This is a genomic window from Rhizohabitans arisaemae, from assembly GCF_025996515.1.
Classification (GTDB): domain Bacteria; phylum Actinomycetota; class Actinomycetes; order Streptosporangiales; family Streptosporangiaceae; genus Rhizohabitans; species Rhizohabitans arisaemae.
This window is the reverse complement of the sequence record NZ_BLRH01000035.1, coordinates 352,630-370,957: the sequence shown is the minus strand read 5'-3', so window position 1 is coordinate 370,957 and position 18,328 is coordinate 352,630. Positions and strand designations below refer to the sequence as shown.

The 18,328-nt window shown below is 65.0% G+C and carries 12 protein-coding genes; all 12 read right to left on the bottom strand.

The features are described 5' to 3' along the window. Positions 1-75: 75 nt before the first annotated feature. Positions 76-1,296 carry a sensor histidine kinase gene (locus RUR_RS23825; protein ID WP_283137391.1) on the bottom strand — a complete coding sequence of 407 codons (1,221 nt, stop codon included), beginning with the start codon at positions 1,294-1,296 and terminating at the stop codon, positions 76-78. Further along, positions 1,293-1,982 (bottom strand): two-component system response regulator CseB, encoded by a 690-nt coding sequence (gene cseB, locus RUR_RS23820; RefSeq protein WP_283137390.1) that lies wholly within the window; start codon positions 1,980-1,982, stop codon positions 1,293-1,295. Before cseB ends, RUR_RS23825 begins: the two co-directional genes overlap by 4 nt. A 14-nt stretch (positions 1,983-1,996) precedes the next feature. Further along, positions 1,997-3,172: an ABC transporter permease gene (locus RUR_RS23815; RefSeq protein ID WP_283137389.1), complete on the bottom strand. Its 1,176-nt coding sequence runs from the start codon at positions 3,170-3,172 to the stop codon at positions 1,997-1,999. A 2-nt stretch (positions 3,173-3,174) separates the two neighbouring features. After that, complete coding sequence (locus RUR_RS23810; RefSeq protein ID WP_283137388.1) at positions 3,175-3,849, bottom strand: ABC transporter ATP-binding protein; 675 nt, start codon at positions 3,847-3,849, stop codon at positions 3,175-3,177. After that, positions 3,842-5,506 carry a peptidoglycan-binding protein gene (locus tag RUR_RS23805; RefSeq protein ID WP_283137387.1) on the bottom strand — a complete coding sequence of 555 codons (1,665 nt, stop codon included), beginning with the start codon at positions 5,504-5,506 and terminating at the stop codon, positions 3,842-3,844. The genes RUR_RS23810 and RUR_RS23805 overlap by 8 nt, the downstream gene beginning before the upstream one ends. Beyond that, positions 5,506-6,291, bottom strand: a complete 786-nt coding sequence (locus RUR_RS23800) for a hypothetical protein (RefSeq protein ID WP_283137386.1) — start codon at positions 6,289-6,291, stop codon at positions 5,506-5,508. Before RUR_RS23800 ends, RUR_RS23805 begins: the two co-directional genes overlap by 1 nt. Positions 6,292-6,797: 506 nt before the next feature. Further along, positions 6,798-8,306 carry an alkaline phosphatase D family protein gene (locus RUR_RS23795; protein ID WP_283137385.1) on the bottom strand — a complete coding sequence of 503 codons (1,509 nt, stop codon included), beginning with the start codon at positions 8,304-8,306 and terminating at the stop codon, positions 6,798-6,800. Between the two features lie 1,163 nt (positions 8,307-9,469). Further along, positions 9,470-10,432, bottom strand: a complete 963-nt coding sequence (locus RUR_RS23790) for a hypothetical protein (RefSeq protein ID WP_283137384.1) — start codon at positions 10,430-10,432, stop codon at positions 9,470-9,472. Positions 10,433-11,029: 597 nt separating this feature from the next. Then, on the bottom strand, positions 11,030-14,935 hold the full coding sequence (locus tag RUR_RS23785) for an SGNH/GDSL hydrolase family protein (RefSeq protein WP_283137383.1): 3,906 nt from the start codon (positions 14,933-14,935) through the stop codon (positions 11,030-11,032). 1,369 nt (positions 14,936-16,304) lie between these two features. Continuing rightward, positions 16,305-16,427 carry a hypothetical protein gene (locus tag RUR_RS23780; RefSeq protein WP_283137382.1) on the bottom strand — a complete coding sequence of 41 codons (123 nt, stop codon included), beginning with the start codon at positions 16,425-16,427 and terminating at the stop codon, positions 16,305-16,307. A gap of 336 nt (positions 16,428-16,763) precedes the next feature. Next, on the bottom strand, positions 16,764-17,075 hold the full coding sequence (locus tag RUR_RS23775) for a hypothetical protein (protein WP_283137381.1): 312 nt from the start codon (positions 17,073-17,075) through the stop codon (positions 16,764-16,766). Positions 17,076-17,207: 132 nt separating this feature from the next. Continuing rightward, a complete protein-coding gene (locus RUR_RS23770; protein WP_283137380.1) occupies positions 17,208-18,191 on the bottom strand; it encodes an NAD(P)-dependent alcohol dehydrogenase in 984 nt (327 codons plus the stop codon). Between the last annotated feature and the right edge of the window lie 137 nt (positions 18,192-18,328).

Below are 18,328 nucleotides of genomic sequence, written 5' to 3'. Positions count from 1 at the left end.
CACGGTGGGTCACGCACGTGTCCGTACGGCCGTGGCCGTGTCTCCACCCGCGCTCGGCCCGGTATCACCTGTGCATCAGCCTGCCGGCGGACGGGGAAGGCGGAGTACGGCGACGGCGCCGCCGTCGGCGTTGGCCAGGGTCAGTTCAGCGCCGATGACCTCGGCCTGCCCCAGCGCGATCGTCAGCCCGAGGCCGTGGCCGCGGCCGCGTTCGGCGGCACCCGTGCGGAAGCGTTCCGGGCCGCCGGCCAGCAGCTCCGGCGGGAAGCCCTGTCCCCGGTCGCGTACCTCGATCACGTGGTCCCGGACCGCGATCTCCACCGGGGGCGCACCGTGGCGGTGGGCGTTGAGCAGGAGGTTGGCCAGGATCCGGTCCAGGCGACGCGGATCCGTCTCGGCCACCGGATCCCCCGAGGCCAGCACCCGCGCCTCGACCCCCACCCGGGCCGCGGACTCCGCGGCCACCTCGGCCAGCGGCACCCGCACCCGCTCGGCGACCTCGGCGCCCGCGTCCAGCCTGGAGACCTCCAGCAGGTCCTCCACCAGCGAGCGCAGCACCCGCACCCGGTCGCGCACCAGATCGGTCACCTCGCCCTCCTCCAGCAGCTCGACCACGGTGACCAGGCCCATCAGCGGAGTACGCAGATCGTGCGCGACGTCGGCCGTGAAGCGCTGCTCGGCCAGCAGCCGGCGCTGCAGGCTCGCGGCCATGGAGTTGAGCCCGGCGCCGATCTCGGCGATCTCGTCCCGGCCGCTCGCGTCGGTGCGGGCGGCCAGGTCGCCGTCGGCGATCCGGCGGGCGGTGCGGGCCATGCGCCGAAGCCGCCGGTTCGCAAGCTCGGCCGCCAGCACCGACAGCGGCACCACCCCGGCCAGGGCGAGCAGAGCGGCTTTGACCATGTCGCGGTCGAATGCCTGCTGGCTGAACACCTCCGAGATCATCGATATCTGTACGCTCACCGCCTCACGACCATCGCTTCCGTACGGCTGGGCGGCCCACATCCACGGCTCGTTCCGATGATCGACCCCGTACCAGATCGCCTGCCCGCCGGGCTGCAGCCGGGCGGCCAAGGCGTCGGGGAGTTCTTCGACGAGCACCACGTTGTCAGGTGTACCGCCGGGCCGGTTGGCGGAGGCCAGTGACTCGTCGAGGGCTTTCCGGGCTTCGTTCTCGCCTGTGTTCAGGGCACGCTGCCAGGTCGCCTGGTGCACCAGGACTCCGACCACGACGGCGACGACGGTGCAGGCGAGCGTGACGAGGGCGGCGATCTTCCAGCGCAGCGAGGCCGGATTCACGTGGGGCTCAACTTGTAGCCGAACCCGCGGACCGTCTCGATGCGCTCGGCGCCGATCTTCTTGCGCAGGCGCTGCACGCAGAGGTCGACCACGCGGCTGTCACCGTCCCATCCGTAGTCCCACACGGTGCGCAGCAGCGTCGCCCGTTCCAGCACGATGCCGGGATTGGCGGCGAACTCCAGCAGCAGCCGCAGCTCGGTCGGGCTCAGCTCGACGCGCTGCCCGGCCCGCCGTACCTCCAGCGCCCCGGTGTCGATGCTCAGTTCGCCGAAGGTGAGCACCGCGCTCGTGGCGGCCTGCCCGGACGCGGGCTGGGGTTCGGCGACGGCGGCCCGGCGCAGGAGCGAGCGGATCCTGGCCACCAGCACCGGCAGGTCTACCGGTTTGACCACGTAGTCGTCGGCGCCGCCCTCCAGCCCGGCGACGATGTCCAGGCCGTCACCGCGGGCCGACATCAGCAGGATGGGCACCTGACTGGTCTCCCGGATCCTGCGGCACAGGCTGATGCCGTCCAGGCCGGGGAGCATCACATCCAGCAGCAGCAGATCGTGGCCGCCCGCCTGCGCCGCCTCCAGACCGCTCAGCCCGTCGGCGGCGGTGGCCACGTGGTAGCCGTAGCGTTCCAGGGCCAGGCTGACCGACGTGCGGATCACCGCGTCGTCCTCGACGAGCAGCAGGGATGTCATGAAATGCACCATATCTACCGAAGTGCGGTAACTGGTTCCATGCGAGCGGCCCGCAGGGCCGGATACAGGCCCGCGAGCAGCCCGACGACGGCACCGGCGGCAGGCGCCATGAGGGCCAGCCGTACATCCAAGACCGGGGTCCACTGCTTGACGGCGCAGATCGCGACGATCACCACGATCCCTCCGGAGGCGCCGATGACGCCGCCGGTCAGCCCGGTGAGGGTGGACTCCAGCAGGAACTGCGCGGCGATGTGCCGGCGGGCGGCGCCGAGGGCACGGCGCAGGCCGATCTCGGCGACACGCTCCATCACGGTCACCAGTGTGACGTTGGCGATACCGACCGCGCCGACGACCAGGGAGACCAGCCCGAGGATGAGGAAAAGGGCGTTGACGTCGCCTTCCACCGCGTCGCGCGCTCGGGTGGGGCTGGGCGGCGAGATGACCTGGAGGAGCGCCTCGTTGCCGGGGCTGAGCGCGGCGGGCGCCTGCTTGGCGATCAGTTCCACGGCGCCGAGGCCGGTGTTGACCAGGACCCGGGTCACGGTGCTCAGGCCGTAGCGCTTGCCGACGGTCGGCGGCAACACCACCGCGCCGGTGAGGTTCTTCTCCCGCTTCAGGTCGCCCAGCACGCCGATGACGGTGTACGCCTGCGTGCCGATGAAGACGGCCGGGGCCCGGGTCAGCCGGGTGATGCCCAGCAGCTTGGCCGCGTGCTCGCCCAGCACGACGACCTTGTCCCCGCGGGCGATGTGCCCGGCGTCGAAGAAGCGGCCCTCGACCATCCTGCCTTTGACCGCCGCGGGCAGGCCGGGGCTGCCGGCGACCACGGTCAGCGTCTGGTCGGTGACCCTGGTCGGATCCACGATGTCGTTGGAGCGAACGCTGAGGTTGGCACTCTCCTTCGCCTCGGCGAGCGCGGCGGCGGAGACCACCCCGCGCAGCCGGGTCACCCGGCCGACGTCGGCCCAATCGACCAGGGGGACGGGGTTCTCCGGGACTTCGACCGTCACGGAGGTGGCGGTGAGCTCGTCGAAGCGGCCGACGATCTGGTTACCCGCCGTCGCGGCGACGCCCAGAGTGATCACGAGTGTGGTGATGCCCAGCACGGTGCCCAGCACGGTCAGCGCCGAGCGCACCGGCCGGGCCATCAGGCCCGCCACGGCCTCGTTGAGCAGGTCACGCGGGTGCACGTCTACTCCTCGGTGAGAACGCCGTCGGTGATACGCACCCGGCGCCCGGCCCGGTCGCTCACCTCGGTCTCGTGGGTGATGACCACGATGGTCATCCCCTGGTCGCGCAGCTCGTCGAACAGGTCGAGCACGGCGTCGGTGTTCCTGCTGTCGAGGTTGCCGGTGGGTTCGTCGCACAGCAGCAGCGACGGTTCGCCCAGGAGCGCGCGGGCGATGGCGGCGCGCTGCCGCTCACCGCCGGACAGCCTGCCGGGCGGGAAGCCCACCCGGTGCGACAGCCGTACCCGCTCCAGGGCCTGCATCGCGCGCTCCCGCCGCCCGGCGCGCGGTACCGCGCCGTAGACCTCGGCCAGCATGACGTTCTCCAGCACGCTGCGGTGCGGCAGCAGATGGAAGGACTGGAAGACGAAACCGATCCTGCTGCCGCGGATGACGGTCCGCGCACGGTCCTTCAGCGCGGTGGTCTCGATGCCGTCGAGCCGGTAGCCGCCGCCGGTCGGCCGGTCGAGCAGGCCGAGTGTGTTGAGGAGGGTGGACTTTCCCGATCCCGACGGCCCGATTATGGCCACGTAATCCGATTTTTCAACTCTTAGGTTGACAGCGGAGAGCGCTCGGACGGGCGGATCGGCGGGGAACTCCTTGGTCAGATCGTGGAGCAGAATGACCGGTTCAGGCACTGTTGATCACCACCTGGTCGCCCGGCTTGAGATCGCCGGTCACCTCCACGGCTCCGTCGGCGGAAAGGCCGGTGCGTACCTCGACCTCCTTGGTCCGGTCAGGCGCGATCTCCACCTGCACCCGGGCCTTGCCGTCCGCGGCGGTGACGACCGCCGCGGCGGGGACCACGAGCACCTCCCGGTCGGTGGCGCCGATGGTCACGCGGACCGTGACGGGCGCGCCGGCGAGCCTCGTAAGGCCCTTCATCGAGGCAGGAGTGATCGCCACCGGAACGGCGCCCTTCGCGTCGCGTCCGCCGAGGGCGGTCAGCGTGCCGGGGACGGTCGTGCCCGCCTCGGTTTCGATGCTCGCGTCCAGACCCGCCTTCAGCCGCTCGGCCTCGGCCACGTCCACCGAGCCCGAGACCACGAAGGCGGAGCCGGTCACGGTGGCGACCGAATCGTCCACCGGCTCGCCCGCCTTGACGGTGGCCTTGTGCAGCCGGGCGGGCAGTTTGGGCAGGAAGACGACCTCTCCGGGCGGGACCGTGGTGCCGTAGGTCCGGGAGAACTCGGCCAGCAGCGCCCGCGCGTCCTCCAGGTCGCGTTCGGCGTTGGCCACCTTCAGCTTGACGGGCGAAAGCTGCCTGGCCTGCCTGAGCGCCTGCTCGGCGGTGACGACGGCCTCGCGCGCCACGCGGACGCCCTTGCTCAGCTCGGTCAGCCGCTTCGCCCGTGCGGTCCCGGCCTCCTCCCACACGCGGTCCAGCGCCGACCTGGCGGCGGCCAGCTCCGCTTCGGCGTTGGCGACCCGGAGTTCGAGCAGGCGGATGTCCGCAGGCGACGGCGTGGCACCCGTGGTGGCCTGCGCGAGCTCCCGCTGGGCCGCCAGCAGCTTCTCCTCGGCCGCCCGTACGGCGCTCTCGGCAGCCTCGATCTTGGCCTCGTCCTCGGGGGTGCGGTCCTGGGCCCGCGCGTTCGCCAGTTCCTGTTCGGCCTCCTTCAGATCCAGCCGGGCGTTGGCCAGTTTGACTTTCAGGGGGAGCACGTCCGCGCCCTGTTCCAAGGTCTTGCGTTCGGTGGTGAGCACCTCCTGCGCGGTCCGTACCGCCCGGCGCAGTCCGTCGCGCTGCTGCCGCAGCTCCAAGGTGGGTTGCTGGGCCTGATAACCCCGCTTGGCGTAGAAGCGCGTCACCGCGGCGACGGTCGCCTGGTCGAACACACCTCCTCCGGGCGCGCGGTAGCCGAGCCTGCGCAGCGCCTTCTGCAACTGCTCGACATCGGCCCCCTTGGCGCCGGGGACGATGCTGCGGTGCATCGGCACCTTGCCGGCGAAGACGAACACCGGGCGCCCGTTCACCTCCATCAGCACCGTTCCCTCCTTCAGGGTGCCCCGCCGGGGAGCGCGGGTGACGCGCTGAGCGGTTTCGCCGCCGCCCACCACCCCGGCCAGCGAGACCGGATGCGGTGAGCCGTACTCCAGCGTGCCGCTGACCACGAGGGTGGCGACCAGCTTGCGCCGTTCGACCGCAACGGTGACCAGCGACGGCTCGGGTGGCTTGCGCGCCGCGGCCTCGTCGGCTGGGGAGCGCAGCAGAGTGCCCACCCCCCAGCCGGCCCCCGCGATCACCAGGACCACGGCCAGCACAAGCAGCAACTTGCCACGAGGGGTACGCATCACCGCTCTTGGAACCCGTACTTCGCCCTGGCCTCGTTGGTGAGCCGCGTCTGCAGGGGGATGAAGGCCGCGTAGAAGTCCTTGCCGCACTCCAGGTCGGCCAGCGCCGACTTGATCTCCTTGGCGAGGTACGGCCTGGCCGCCGCCGCCGTGACGGTGCCCGCCTTGCCGAGCCGGTCGGCCTGCCCGCCCCATATCTCCACGCCGCGGAAGCTCAGTGCGATCGGCTTCGTGGAGGTCACCCGCTCGCCTTTGGACCTCAGGCACTCGGCGAACGGCGCGGCCAGCTCCAGGAGCCCCGGGTCGCCGTTGAGAACCTTGTCGATGTTCTCGATCTCCGTGCTCATCTGATCCTGATAGTCGGCGAGCGAGGTGACCTTCAGGCCGTCCACCTGCCGGAGGGCGGTGACCCGGCACTCGTTCATGGTCTTGAGGTAGGCCTCCCGCTTGGCGCCGGACAGACCGTCGATCGTCGCCCGGTTCGGGTCGGGCGCCTGCGGCTCCGGCGGCCTCGGATAGACGAAGGCGGAGAAGACACCGAAGCCGTGCTTACTGCGGTCCGCTTTCATCGCGGCGTAGTCGGCGGGGTTCGCCTCGGCCTTCTTCGGGCGGCTGACCGAGGGGGTGTAGGAGAAACCCTTCTGCTTCATGCAGGTGGCGATGACGGTCTCGCGCTCGCGGAGTTTGTCCACCGTGGCACCACCGCCGTCGGCCGCAGGGGCCGGCGCTCCTCCGCAGCCGGTCAGCACCGCCAGACCGAGCAGACCGCACACCAGCACACGCATCAGGGACCCCTTGTCGTTGGGAGCGCACCGCCGTTCACGACGCGGTGGCCACTCTGGAGTCCTATTCCGTCCGCTAGGTATTCGCCGGGTATCACCGGACGCTCAGCCGTGTATCCGCCGGGTATCAACGCCCCGGGCCGCCTCGCGACCGGCTTCCCCCGGCTCCGGCACCGCGATGGGGCGGTCCGTCGCATGCGTGCCGCTGTCGCAGGTCAACCGTCCGCGCAGCCCTTATGGACCCGACAGACCATCGGGTACGGGCTGAGCCGGGCCACGCGGCATCGCGGACAGACCGAACTCCGGGTGGTCACACCACAGGCCGACCACCCGGCGCAACCCGTACCGGCCTCACAACCATCGGGTACGGGCGACGCACGGCCACACGAAACCGGGGACGGACCGAGCTCCGGTTGCACGCCGCATGTGGCCGTCCGGCGCAGCCCGTACCAGCGACAAAGAGGGCATTGCACTTGACCTCGGCAGATCGGGTACGGGCGACGCCCGGGTCACTCGGGGCCGACGACGATCGGCTTCCGCCGGTAGCGGCTGAGGGATTTGTTTGGGTTGGCCGGTCTGTCGGGGAACCAGCGGAGGGTGGCGGAGTCGCCGGACAGCTCCAGCCGGCCGAGGGAGTTGGTGAAGTTCAGGTCGTCCTCGATCCGCCAGCGGACCGGCGCCGAGGAGACCTTGGCCGACTTGGCCAGGCCGCGGGTGAGCCAGCCGCTGCCGATGACGGCCGCGACCCGGTTGATCCATTTCAGCGCGTTGGGCAGCGGGTTGCGCATCGGCGAGCAGACGATCTGCGCGACCCGGCCGGGCAGCTTGAGCCGGGCGACATAGGAGAAATGGACGTCCCCGGAGAGGAAGAGCACCGAGGACGGGGGTGTGCCCCGCCGCCCGAGCGCGATCTCCCTGACGATCCTGGACATCGCCACGAAGGAGCTGCGGAACGCCGCCCAGTGCTCCAGGTCGACCGCCTGGCGGATGCGCTCCCCGAATCTCGCCCAGCGTTTTCCCCAGACTCCCGCACACACCGCCTCGTTCCACGCCTCCCCGTAATGCACCCCATACGGGAGGAAGACCGGCAATGAGGTGGCGATGAGCAGATGCTCCATCCCGCCGACCGCCTGGCTCTCGAACCAGGCCCACTCGACCTCGTCCAGGATCGCCCGGCGTCCCGGCTCCAGCGCCCGGGAACACCGGCTGTCCAGCACGATCAGCCGGGTACCGCCGATGTCGCGGGAGTAGCTCCAGCTGTAGGAGGTCGGCTCCTGATCGGCCCGGACGGCGAACTCGTCCAGGTACGCGCCGCCGCCCTCCCGGATTCCGGTGAGTACCGCGTCCGGTTTGGCGAGATTGCCGAGATGCTGGTAGATCCAGTAGCTGCCGAGCCCGGCCTTCACCTTGTCCTGCCAGCCCGGCCGGCTCTGCATCGCGTCCCGCCACGCCTGCGAGGTGTTCCAATCGTCGCAAAGGTCGTGGTCGTCCAGAATCATCGCGGTGGGGATCGTGGACAGCAGCCAGCGTACCAGCGGCTCGGTCCAGGCCGCCCGATACAGCTCGGCGTACCCCTCGAAGTCGTCCACCTCGTCGGCGTACACCTGGTCGCCCAGCATGAGCAGGGTGTCCGGCCACTCCTCCTCCGGCTTGGCGGCCAGCCGGTCGGCGTAGATCCGCAGCACGTCCGAGCCGACCGTCGGCGCCTCCGCGGCCCGGCAGGACCCGAAGACCACCCGGTACGGCTTCGCCGGGTCGATCGTCCTGATCATGCTGGGCGGCCCGTCCGCCGTAAGCGGCCAGACGGTCTCCCCGTTGAGCGACACGGTGTACGGCAGCCGCGCCCCGGGTGCGAGGCCGTCGATCTCCACCAGCGCGTAGTGGTGCCCGTGCGCGCTGAAGGTCTCCGCCGCACGGTCCAGCACCCGGACCGTGCCCGGCTCACTGGTCTCCACCCAGACCGTGGCGCTCGTCTCGTCGGCGTAACGCAGCAGCGGCCCGACCACAAGCTCCGGCAACAGACCTCCTCAGCTGGGACGGGAACCCACCCACCCCGACTTCATTTCCCGGCACCGGCGCGGCCTCACCGATCGCGGCCAGACCCACCCGGAGCCCTGCCCCAATGTCTACCGGAAAAATCATCGTATGAGGGCCTTCAGCATGTCGGCTCTATCTCGCCGAAGCTGACGTGTCGAGCGTTGGTCTGCCAAGTCCTGCAAGACCGAGGACACCCCGAGAAAGGCCGGGCCGGCCGCAGCGCTCAGGGCCATGGCCCGTTCACCCAAGATCGGCGATGAACTCGGCTGCTCACGCCTTCTCGATGATCGAGAAGGGTATGTGGGAATCTCGTAGTTCAACCGTCGGCGTCACGTCAATCGTCGGGAGCTCGCTCTCGCTCGGCGGCCCCGTCGATGCCCGCCGCATGCGGCTCCCGCCGGAACACCCGGAGAGAAGGTCGCGTTGCCTGCATGCGGGTCACCGACGCGATACCCGAGCCAGGGAGTCACCAAGGAACGCTGTTCGCGCCCATCCATCCCTCGGTTCCGGCTGGGCAGCCGACCCCTGGCGGGCAGATACTCCCCAACGTCTTGATGCGTGAGGCTTCAGCCTTTCGAATTCCTGCGGTATACGCCGCGTTTACATTGTTTATCGAGCGGTACTCTCTACTCCCCCAGCCGCAGAAGTGCTGACCATCTGCGTTGTTCCACCAGCCTGTCTTGATCCGCTCGCCCTGCGGGGGGTCGGTATCCGCGTACCCGAAGTACATCTTCGACCAGCCGAAGGTAATGCCATTTAGATGCACCGCATCAATTGCCCTCCATGTGTAGGCGTAGGGGTTACCGGGGTATGCGAAGCTTGTTCCTGCAACCACAGCAGGGGCTCTCCGCCAACTGGTGATCGCTCCGGGGTCCGCCAGCCAGTTTCCACACGACACCGTCGCTGCTGAACTGTGAACCGCTGAACCAACCTGCGGAGTAGGCAATTCCATTGCGATACCGACGTGAGAAGGTAGCACTAGATAGGCTGCGAAGGACCCGAATAGAAGGCGTCTAACTGAACGATGATCGGACAGCAACCCACATATCCCTTCCACTCTGATGCAGAATAGACCGCACTATATATTTGGGTGATCTGTTTTCCGAGCCCACTTCCGCAGGAGCCTTCTTGTACCTCCCAATGATCACCATGAAGGCGTTGCCATAACCGAGTTGATCCGGCGTGAATTTTCCAGCCTAGTCCTGTGAATTTCCTTGATCCGGAGGAGGACGGCTTTATTCTTCTTGATAATCGCCAATTGATGATCAGCATAGATCGCGAGGCGCACACCGTTGTAGTTGGTCTGACGCCGACAAGCTTCGTCCGCAGTCGCGGTGGCGATCTCTACCTCGGTCCCGCGAGACTTGGGGGTCTCGTCTATCGCGTTGCTCGCCCATCGGGGATCACCCTCAGCCTCCCCAGGGTTGGAGTAGTGGTACTCCGACCCCTTCATGCATGTGCTCCATGCACGATCTGCGGCCCCAAGCCGGGGGTCCTCAAAAGCGGTCTGGGCTGCGTCGTCGGAGAACATATGGAGCTGCCGCTCCTCATACTGCCGGACGGCACCGGTCACCGATGCCCCCCTGCTCAGCTGCGACTCCGCCACGCTGTTGCAGCCACCTGCCGGAACCGCCTCCCCGTTGAAGGAGGAGATCTCTCCCATCAGCACGCCGGCATGAGAATCAGGCAGCGCGAAACCCCGGAGACCGGTCACCGCGGCGACCGCCTCCTCACGCTGACCCGGTGGACCAACGTAGCCGTACTTCGCAACCTGGTCCTCGCCGAGCCAGCCCAGGTAGCCCGCGTTCTTGGGATAGGCGATGGGCCGGCCATCGGGCAGCTTCAACCTCAGGTTGAACGCACGCATACACGCGTCGATGATCTTCATCTTTGCCCGCTGCACCTCAGCACGCTCGGAGGCGCTGAGATCGTAGGCGTCCAGCGGAAGAACCAGGTCCGCCGCCGAGGTAGGAGTGGGCGTCGGGTGCGGCGACGGCCAAGCCGCCTCCTCCTGCCTCGCAGTGTGCGCATATGTCGTCCCACAGGCCGTGACGGCCAGAAGCACCATAGTACTCAGCGTGACCTTGCATGCCACTTTCGACTTCATGGCGCACCTCCAGAATATATTCGGGACTCTAGATGCTGAAGACAGATCCAAGCACCCGGAGGCTCAACAAATAGCCACCCCTATATCCAGATCCAGATCTGCTAGCCAACACAGCCAACTTGCTCAACAGTGAATCGGGCATTTAGGCCAGAGCCCGGTTCACCCAGAACATAGTGACAGAAGTTTGTACTACCGAATCCAAATAGAAATCCGCTTGGAGCAGACACCTCCACATGAAGGTGAAGGTTTCCTCCGCTCCATGTCAGCTCCTGTATCGAAATTCGTAGCCCTTCGATGGAGCCTCTTACTCGAGAGGCACCATCCGACCCAAATACCTTCACCACCTCCAGCCGCGATATGAACACATTGAGATGCCGCCTTGCGTCCTCCTCAGCGGAAACATTCTGAGAGTAAAACAAAGCCCCAACGAGGCCCACCGGAACGAGTACCACGATCAGAATGGTCAGCAACACAATCAGGATACAGCCCAACTCGCTCCGAAATCCCGATCCGGGCCTCATTTCATTTACCCCCCAGAAAGTTCACCATAGAGAATGTGCATCTATTTAATTGGAGACTGGGACAAACCGGAACGTCCTACCAGCCCGAGTACGCCACAGCAGGATCAGTCAATGAGTTTTGAAGTACCTGCGAATAGGCCACAGCACCTTGCGACTTCGGGTGGAACGAGATTCGGCTCGCACAACGATTGCCGTCCGAGATGCATCCCGGATGCAGTCCCACAAAGTCCCCACCCCCGGTACCATCGAATACGATCCCGTGGATCCACAGATCCCAACTCGGTGTTGGAGGCCGGTTATTACAGGCTCCGTGACCGTCGAAGATGGGAATGGGATTCATGTAATGCGTGTCGATGCCCATGGATCTAAGGGAGGCAGTCAGAGCAGATTGCTCTGCAGCGAAATGATCTGCGAGACGATTGAGCATTAGATGCTCGTCGTCGTCATAACCAGGCATACAGTAGACATCGTCCACCAGCTTTGGATAGCCCATGAGCATGAGCTTGGCCTTTAGCCGGCGAGTCTCGTTCCCCACCCGCATGCTTGCGACTTCCAAAACCCGACGGATACTGTATTCACCCGTATGAACCGTTCTGCTGATATCGCGCCGAATATCGGCCTCGTACGATTGAGTTGCACATGAGATTATGTAGCAACGGCTCACTACGTCAGAGAACCTCGCATCGTTGCCCCCGATAGAGAGCGCGACAAGCGTCGTATTCTCATCGAGGAATCCTGCTTGCAACTGGGTTGCTTCCCTGAATCCGCCCTCTGCGTAGTCTCTGTAAGTATCCCAGTTAAATGGATTCGTCCAGTGCTCCCATGATTCTGCGATCATGTCCTCAGTCTCTGCTCCAGAACAGGCGACAAAGGCAAAATCGAGTTTTGGATCGAACGTGTCCGCCAGCTCACCTATGGTCTTAATCTCACCCGGGAGTTTCGCCTTCCGAATCCACGCATCTTTGCTTCGCCGACAGGCGTTCCAGGTTGGCTTCCTATAGTCCTTATTCGACTCGTAGGAATAGTTACCGACTCCTTCACCCGAAGCATAGGAATCTCCCATGCCAACCACGAAGTGCTTTGGTTTAGCAGTCAACGGCTGGAATGCGATTGCATCCCACGAAATAGCGGCAGTTCCGTCACCTTCATAATTAAGTGTCGTCAAACTCACTTTCGGGCTGCCGGAAAATTGGAAAACACCTAAATTTTGCCAGGTGTTCTCTCCCCTATCTTGCGAAAGGTAACGATTCCTTTCCTGGCCGTTTCCGAGGTGTATCGTGTAGGGAGCTTGCTGCGTCTCCGCACGGCGCTTTGGGATATGAACCAATACACGGGCCCATCCATTGATCTGACGACCTCCGCTCAATTCCCAAGTACCGGTCACTCTCATTTGGCCACCGTTCTTTCCGGAATTGCGCGTGTAGGCGAACCACTCATGACCGCCAAAACCATTGCCGAGCTGCTGAAAGTCTGCTTTTGACGGCACCTGCCCCGTGGCGTTCCTGCCAAAGGTGAACGTCAGCGAACCCGAGTTCGTCCACCCGAGGTTGTTGCACCCGCCTCGAATGGCAGGAGCCGTAGCTGCGACGTCGTCCACGATCAGGGAGCCGGCCGGAAGCCCTGGAGTCAAGCACGGTGTCCAGTGGTCCTCTGGCTCCGCTCTCTCGGTGTACGCATAGTGCGGTTCCGAATATCGGATTGCCCCCTCATTACCGCAGGTTGTCGGGCAGTCGGCCTTCCATGATTTCGGGAAACGCCACCAGCATCGATAGTCGAGCCGTACGCACGTACCGGCACTCACAGCTCCAGGCGTACTCGATCCTGGAACACACCAGTTGTGCTCAATACTCTGTGACGCCGATATGCAGAATGCGTTCGGATCCACTGCGAACGATGTTGCAATACTCACCACAGGAACGATCTGTGAGCGACTAACGGGGGTTGTCCACCATGCGGCATTGTAGCCTGCTTGCTCTTGAGGAATGCCTCCGGAGTAGTAGGTTTTTGTGATTGGCCACGCAGCCCACCCCAGAACTTTCTCCTGATAGGGCCAGTACTGCGGCGTTGCAGCATCCACGTAGGCGTTTCCATCCAGAAATGGGTGACGCCCCGGCCGCCATATCGGATTTGACGGGTTGTTGGCCCAGCCGACTCCCCACGCATTGTTGTTTGCAGGAGCACTCGCCCGGGGATGCCATCCCGAGTTATATGCCCAGACCGCGAAGTACCAGTTCTCGACCTTTGCGGGATTTCCATCGTGAGCTCGAACCGAGCCGTTCGTGTCGTCCCAGATCTGGTTCCATTTCTGCGTCAGGGTCTGTAGACCGGCCGCTATGTTGGTGAGGTAGTCGACCGCCACCGCCTTCTGCTTGTCAGGGTGGAGGGCGGTCTCACCGGGCCGCTCGGATCCGGCCTTCCGCATCCCGTCGGTCTGCTGCGACACCCCGTAGCCACAGTCGGCATCGGCGAAGTTGATCGACCAGTCGTTGTCGGGGTTGCTGTCGTAGAGATTGACGCCGTAGTAGTTGCCGACGAGGGGATTTCCCGTCTCGCCTTCGAGAACGTTCCGTTGGGCCTGCCACAGGTTCGACTCCTGGGCCAGGATGCCGAGCACGATGCCGGAGGGAACCCTGCCTCCCCCTCGTAGATCCTGCGGGGTGAACATGGCCTGAGGCGACCAGGCCGGCAACCCTGATCCCTTCCAGTTCGCAGGCCGGGTGAGAGTGAGCCGCTTGAGGACCAGCTGGTTGACCGCCCACTCGACCTGCCGCCAGTGGGGCTGGTACACCTGGATCCTCGGGTCGTTGCGCGGCACCGCGCAGGTGTAGCCCTCATCGACGGTGCTCTCCCCGGTGGTCATCGAAGGTATCGGTGCCCGGGGCTTCTTGTTCTGAGCAGGCTTCCCGACTGCCAGCTGCGGATTGAGGACCCTTCCGGTGTCACCCTGTGCCGCCATGCGGATATCCGGAAGAATCTCGAACCTCACCTGTGACTTTGTCCCCGGAACCAGAGTCGCGACGTCGACCGGCTCGGCTCCTGGAGTGTCCTGGCTCACGCCGGTGATTCCGGTGTCCGTCGGGTCACCGAGAACGCCTTGGCGTAGCCCTTTGCGAGCCGCGCTTAGCACAACCAGTTCACCGTGGGAGGAGACCCGCCCTTGCGATGGAGCCGCCAGTACGGACACCGCCTGCGGCAAGGGTGCCTGCACCTCGGCATCCCCTACCAGGAAGATCTTCCCTTCGGTGCCGACCCGGATGGAGAGGCGCCCAAGGCCACCTGTTGCGATGGTCCGGGTTTCACCATCGGCGTGATAGCGGACCCTCACGTCACCGTGGCCATACTCGGCGAAGTAGATCCCGCCCTGATTGTCGGTCTGCACGTCGAACGGAACTGAACCGGTCTTCACCAGTGTCCTCACCGCACCCGAGCCGGAGATCCCCACAAGTGTGGTGCCCTTGGCCGCGACGAGGCCGTCCTGATAGGGCACGGCGGAGGTCACCTGCCCAGGAACCACCGCTGCAGGAGACATCTGGTTCTTGGCGGTGTCATAGATGAGGAGGCGGCTGCTGGGCCGGACCTCGGCCGCTCCCTGGGTGAGTGCGACGCGTGAACCCGCTCCGCATCCCGGGTTGAAGTAGGCCAGGGTCACCTGGTCTTTGAGCTTGGTGACCTTACCGGTTGCGACCTCCACTACCGCCGCGAACGCTCCCCTGGCGAAAAGCCTCTCGCGATTGGTGAAGTGCCGTGGGGCGTACACGACGGCGATATGGTCACCCGATCCGGTCATACATGCGTTCCCGACCCACTGATCGGTTTCCATGCCAGGTTCGGAGAGCGTGGTGAGGGTGTACCACTGGTAGCCGACGCTCGCTCTGGCCACCAGTACGTGGAATCCCGTCGCGTCGCCGGCCGTGGTGAGCGCCAGGTCACCGGAGGAACGCCATCCGGCAGGCAGGACCTTGTCTCTATCCGCCTCAGCCACGGCGGACCGCTCGCCCGGACCGTCGCCGGGCTTGGCGGGGAGAGGTCCGGACCCACCGGCTCCGGCGACGGCAAACGCCGCAGTCGCCACAAAATTCGGGACGAGTGTATTCCCGCTGAACAGCACTACACCGATCAAGAATATTCTTAGGACGAGCCTCGATCTTCTCATGATCCTTGGCACCCCGTGTTCGGCGGCTACGGTGAAGAGAACGCATAACCACAGGAAGCACTAGCCATTCTGCCAGGCTATGCGAGAGGTGTACTCGAAAGGATGGCGCCGATCGCCAGGTCCTCCTAGGAAAACCGGTTCCACCAAGACTTTTCTAGTGCGCCATATCCGTCTTCCGTGTAACCATCTTCCACACTAATCTGCAAACCGATCACGCACCGCAGGTGTGCATGATCAGCTAATTCATGCCTTTTAGCCACGGCGAACCCTGCTCGGGAGCCGTGAAAGTGGCTCATCGGGGATCTGGGTTGCATCCAACTAAGATCAAGCTGTGGTTGCGGTTCGACACAGATATTTACTGAACACTCCCCAATTTGTCACCCATGCTCAGGATGCATGATCGGCTGCACCTTGTCCACCTATTGCCCCGATCTCAGCGGACTACTTGGCAAACGATCAAGGTGTCCAAGGGGCTTCATCATGACGAGCTGGCTGACGAAGCATCGGGGTAGCGCTTGTTCGATGTCGGTAATGAGGAAATTGGCCATACCAATAGATTGCCGACCGAAAACTCTGCCGAGACGTGCAGGGCCTTGGATACAGCGCTCCGCCCGGCGAAAGCGCCTTGTTGGCGATAGCGATCTGGATACGTGGAATCGTCGCCATGCCGAGCTACGAGCCTGCTAGAGCCTACTCGGGGCCGATTGGGGTATTCCACGCCAACCTCGGGAGCATTCCGTAACCATGGCTTCACTGTTCGGGTCGACAATCCCCATGTAACCCAATGAGTCCGCCACAAATCAGATACTGGACACTGCCGACCCTGAACATCACCTAACCGCAGCGTGACCGGGCCCAACGACTCTACAGTTGGTTTGAGGGCCATTCGACCAGATGATTACCGAAAGCGGACATAGCCCATCGCAAAAACAGTGCTTGGGCTGACGAGCCATATGCCCAGTAGCTGCTGTGCCGGAAACGAACCCCGCCGATACATCAGTGCCTCTAAAGAGAAGCGGTCGAAGGCAGCGGACAGTGAGAAGACAGGTTCCACAGTGAGAGGTGCGGAGCGCTGCGAGCCGAACTGACCGGTGCCGCCGACTGCTGGGGGGGAGAAGATCAGCGCTGTCCTGCACAGGTGAGCAGACAGTGGCTGCGGTGAGGAGCCACAGCTGAACGGCGTCGACCCCGACGCTGATCAGTGGCCCGACATCCACCCCGGTGAGTTCAGCCAGCGGGAACGGGTTGCGGCGACGATCACCCCCAAACAGGTCAGCCCGGGCTGAGCGAACTCGCGGACGGGGATCGTGGTGCCGCCCACCACCACTCCGCCGTAATCCGCCGCTACGGACAGGCAGCGCATCCGCCGACACGGCGCCGCATAGCCCCCGCGAATCCGGCGTTGATACCGCGGAAGCCCCGTCCGGCGTTTGATCGGTCGGCTACTCGGTGTCCTTCGGGTGCGGTGGCACCGTGACCCTGTCCCCTCGCTTCGGGCTCACAGCGAAACCTCTACCGACCCGAAGTCACCGCTCGTAGGCTTGCGGGCCTCTGCATAATGTGCGGGATCGGCCTTGATCCGGGCGGTTGCCCGCCACCCGGCGATATCCTCCCGGGTGGTCAGATCGACGTCCAGTTCCGCCGCGTCGGAGAGTGCCTATACCAGCTCCACGGTGAAGGCACGCAGTTCGGCCCTGGAGAGGTGGCGCACCCACGGGAAGACCTCGGGCATGGCCAGGGGCAGGGCATGCGCGGCGGGGTCGTGTTTGATCAACGCGAGGAACAGCCTGGACGCCGTGACCAGCGTCCGGTCGCGCTCCTCTTCGCGGTCGGCGGCGGTCAGATAGAAGTCCGGGGCATCGCGATGGGTCGCCCTGACTCGCCCGAGCCGGGCCGCACGCTCGGCGACGGCTCGGGGATTCCTCGACAGGTCGGAGAAAGTGACTGCGTCGGCATCCCTGATACTCACAGCACGAGTTTAAATCCGAACGCATTCTGATATCAGCCCGTCCTCCCGAGGCCGATCAGGTCGAGGGTATCGGACGGGCGGCCATAATTGGGTTTTCTGGTCATCGACGAGGAAGTCGCAGGTCGGGTGCGGCTATTCGTCGACCTCGTTTGAGTGGTCGACGACGATGACGACGTTGCCGATTTTCCGGCCGGTTTCGACGTACCGGTACGCCTCGACGATATCGTCCAGGGGGTATCGCCGGTCGATGACGGGGGTGAATGCTCCGGACTCGATCAATTCCTTGACGTGTCGGGCAATCCCCGGATCCCGCTCCGAGATGGGAAATCTCACCTTCCTACCACGGAACAGTGGAGTGACAAGGGTCAGGAACAGGTTCTGCCCCCAGGTGCCCAGCTCCGACGAGGTGTAGATTCCGTGTGGTTTCAGCAGCCGCCTGCACCGGCCGAACGTACTTTTGCCGACCGCGTCGATGACGACGTCGTACTCCTGCTTGTCCTTGGTGAAGTCCTCGGCCGTGTAGTCGATGACCCGGTCGGCCCCCAGGCCCCTGACCAGCTCCAGGTTCTCGGTGGCGCAGACCGCGGTCACACCGGCGCCGAGGGCCTTCACGAGCTGGACCGCAGCTGAGCCGATGGCCCCGGTCGCGCCGTTGACGAGGACGTTTTGCCCCTTCCGGATACCGGTGGTTTTGATCATCGTGAGGGCGTAGTACGCGCCCTCGGTGCTGGGGGCGGCCTGCTCGTAGCCCACGCCCGCCGGAATGAGGGCGAGCATGCCGCCTTGCGGAACCGATAGGTATTGGGCGTGGGTTCCAAAAGTGGCTTCGTTGAAGCCGAACACCCGGTCGCCGACCTTGAAGGAGGTAACGCCACCGCCTGTCGCCGTGACTTCTCCGGCGAACTCGGTCCCGATAATGGTCACCTTCGGCCGGAAAAGCCCGGTGATGAGTCTCAAGAAGAAGGGGTGGGCTACGCGCAGGCCGCAGTCCGTGCGGTTCACCGTGGTCGCGTGGACCTTGATGAGTAATTCGTTCTCCTTGACCGGTGGTTTCTCCGCCTCTTCGACGCTGACCACGTCCGGCGAGCCGTATCTTCTGCGCACAGCGGCCTTCATGACCAGAGTGTAGCCACCGTTCGGAGGTGGTGGCGGATCCTAAGGCCACCACCGGGAAACCACCTATACCACCCATTCTTGCACTTGAAACGCATGGCGTCTCATCGATCACGCCACTCGCCCACCGGTCCGCGAGC

Excerpts from the sequence above, each read along its gene's own strand:
- cseB (WP_283137390.1), bottom strand. The coding sequence starts at position 1,982 with ATGACATCCCTGCTGCTCGTCGAGGACGACGCGGTGATCCGCACGTCG.
- RUR_RS23805 (WP_283137387.1), bottom strand. The coding sequence starts at position 5,506 with ATGCGTACCCCTCGTGGCAAGTTGCTGCTTGTGCTGGCCGTGGTCCTG.
- RUR_RS23800 (WP_283137386.1), bottom strand. The coding sequence starts at position 6,291 with ATGCGTGTGCTGGTGTGCGGTCTGCTCGGTCTGGCGGTGCTGACCGGC.
- RUR_RS23790 (WP_283137384.1), bottom strand. The coding sequence starts at position 10,432 with ATGAAGTCGAAAGTGGCATGCAAGGTCACGCTGAGTACTATGGTGCTT.
- RUR_RS23770 (WP_283137380.1), bottom strand. The coding sequence starts at position 18,191 with ATGAAGGCCGCTGTGCGCAGAAGATACGGCTCGCCGGACGTGGTCAGC.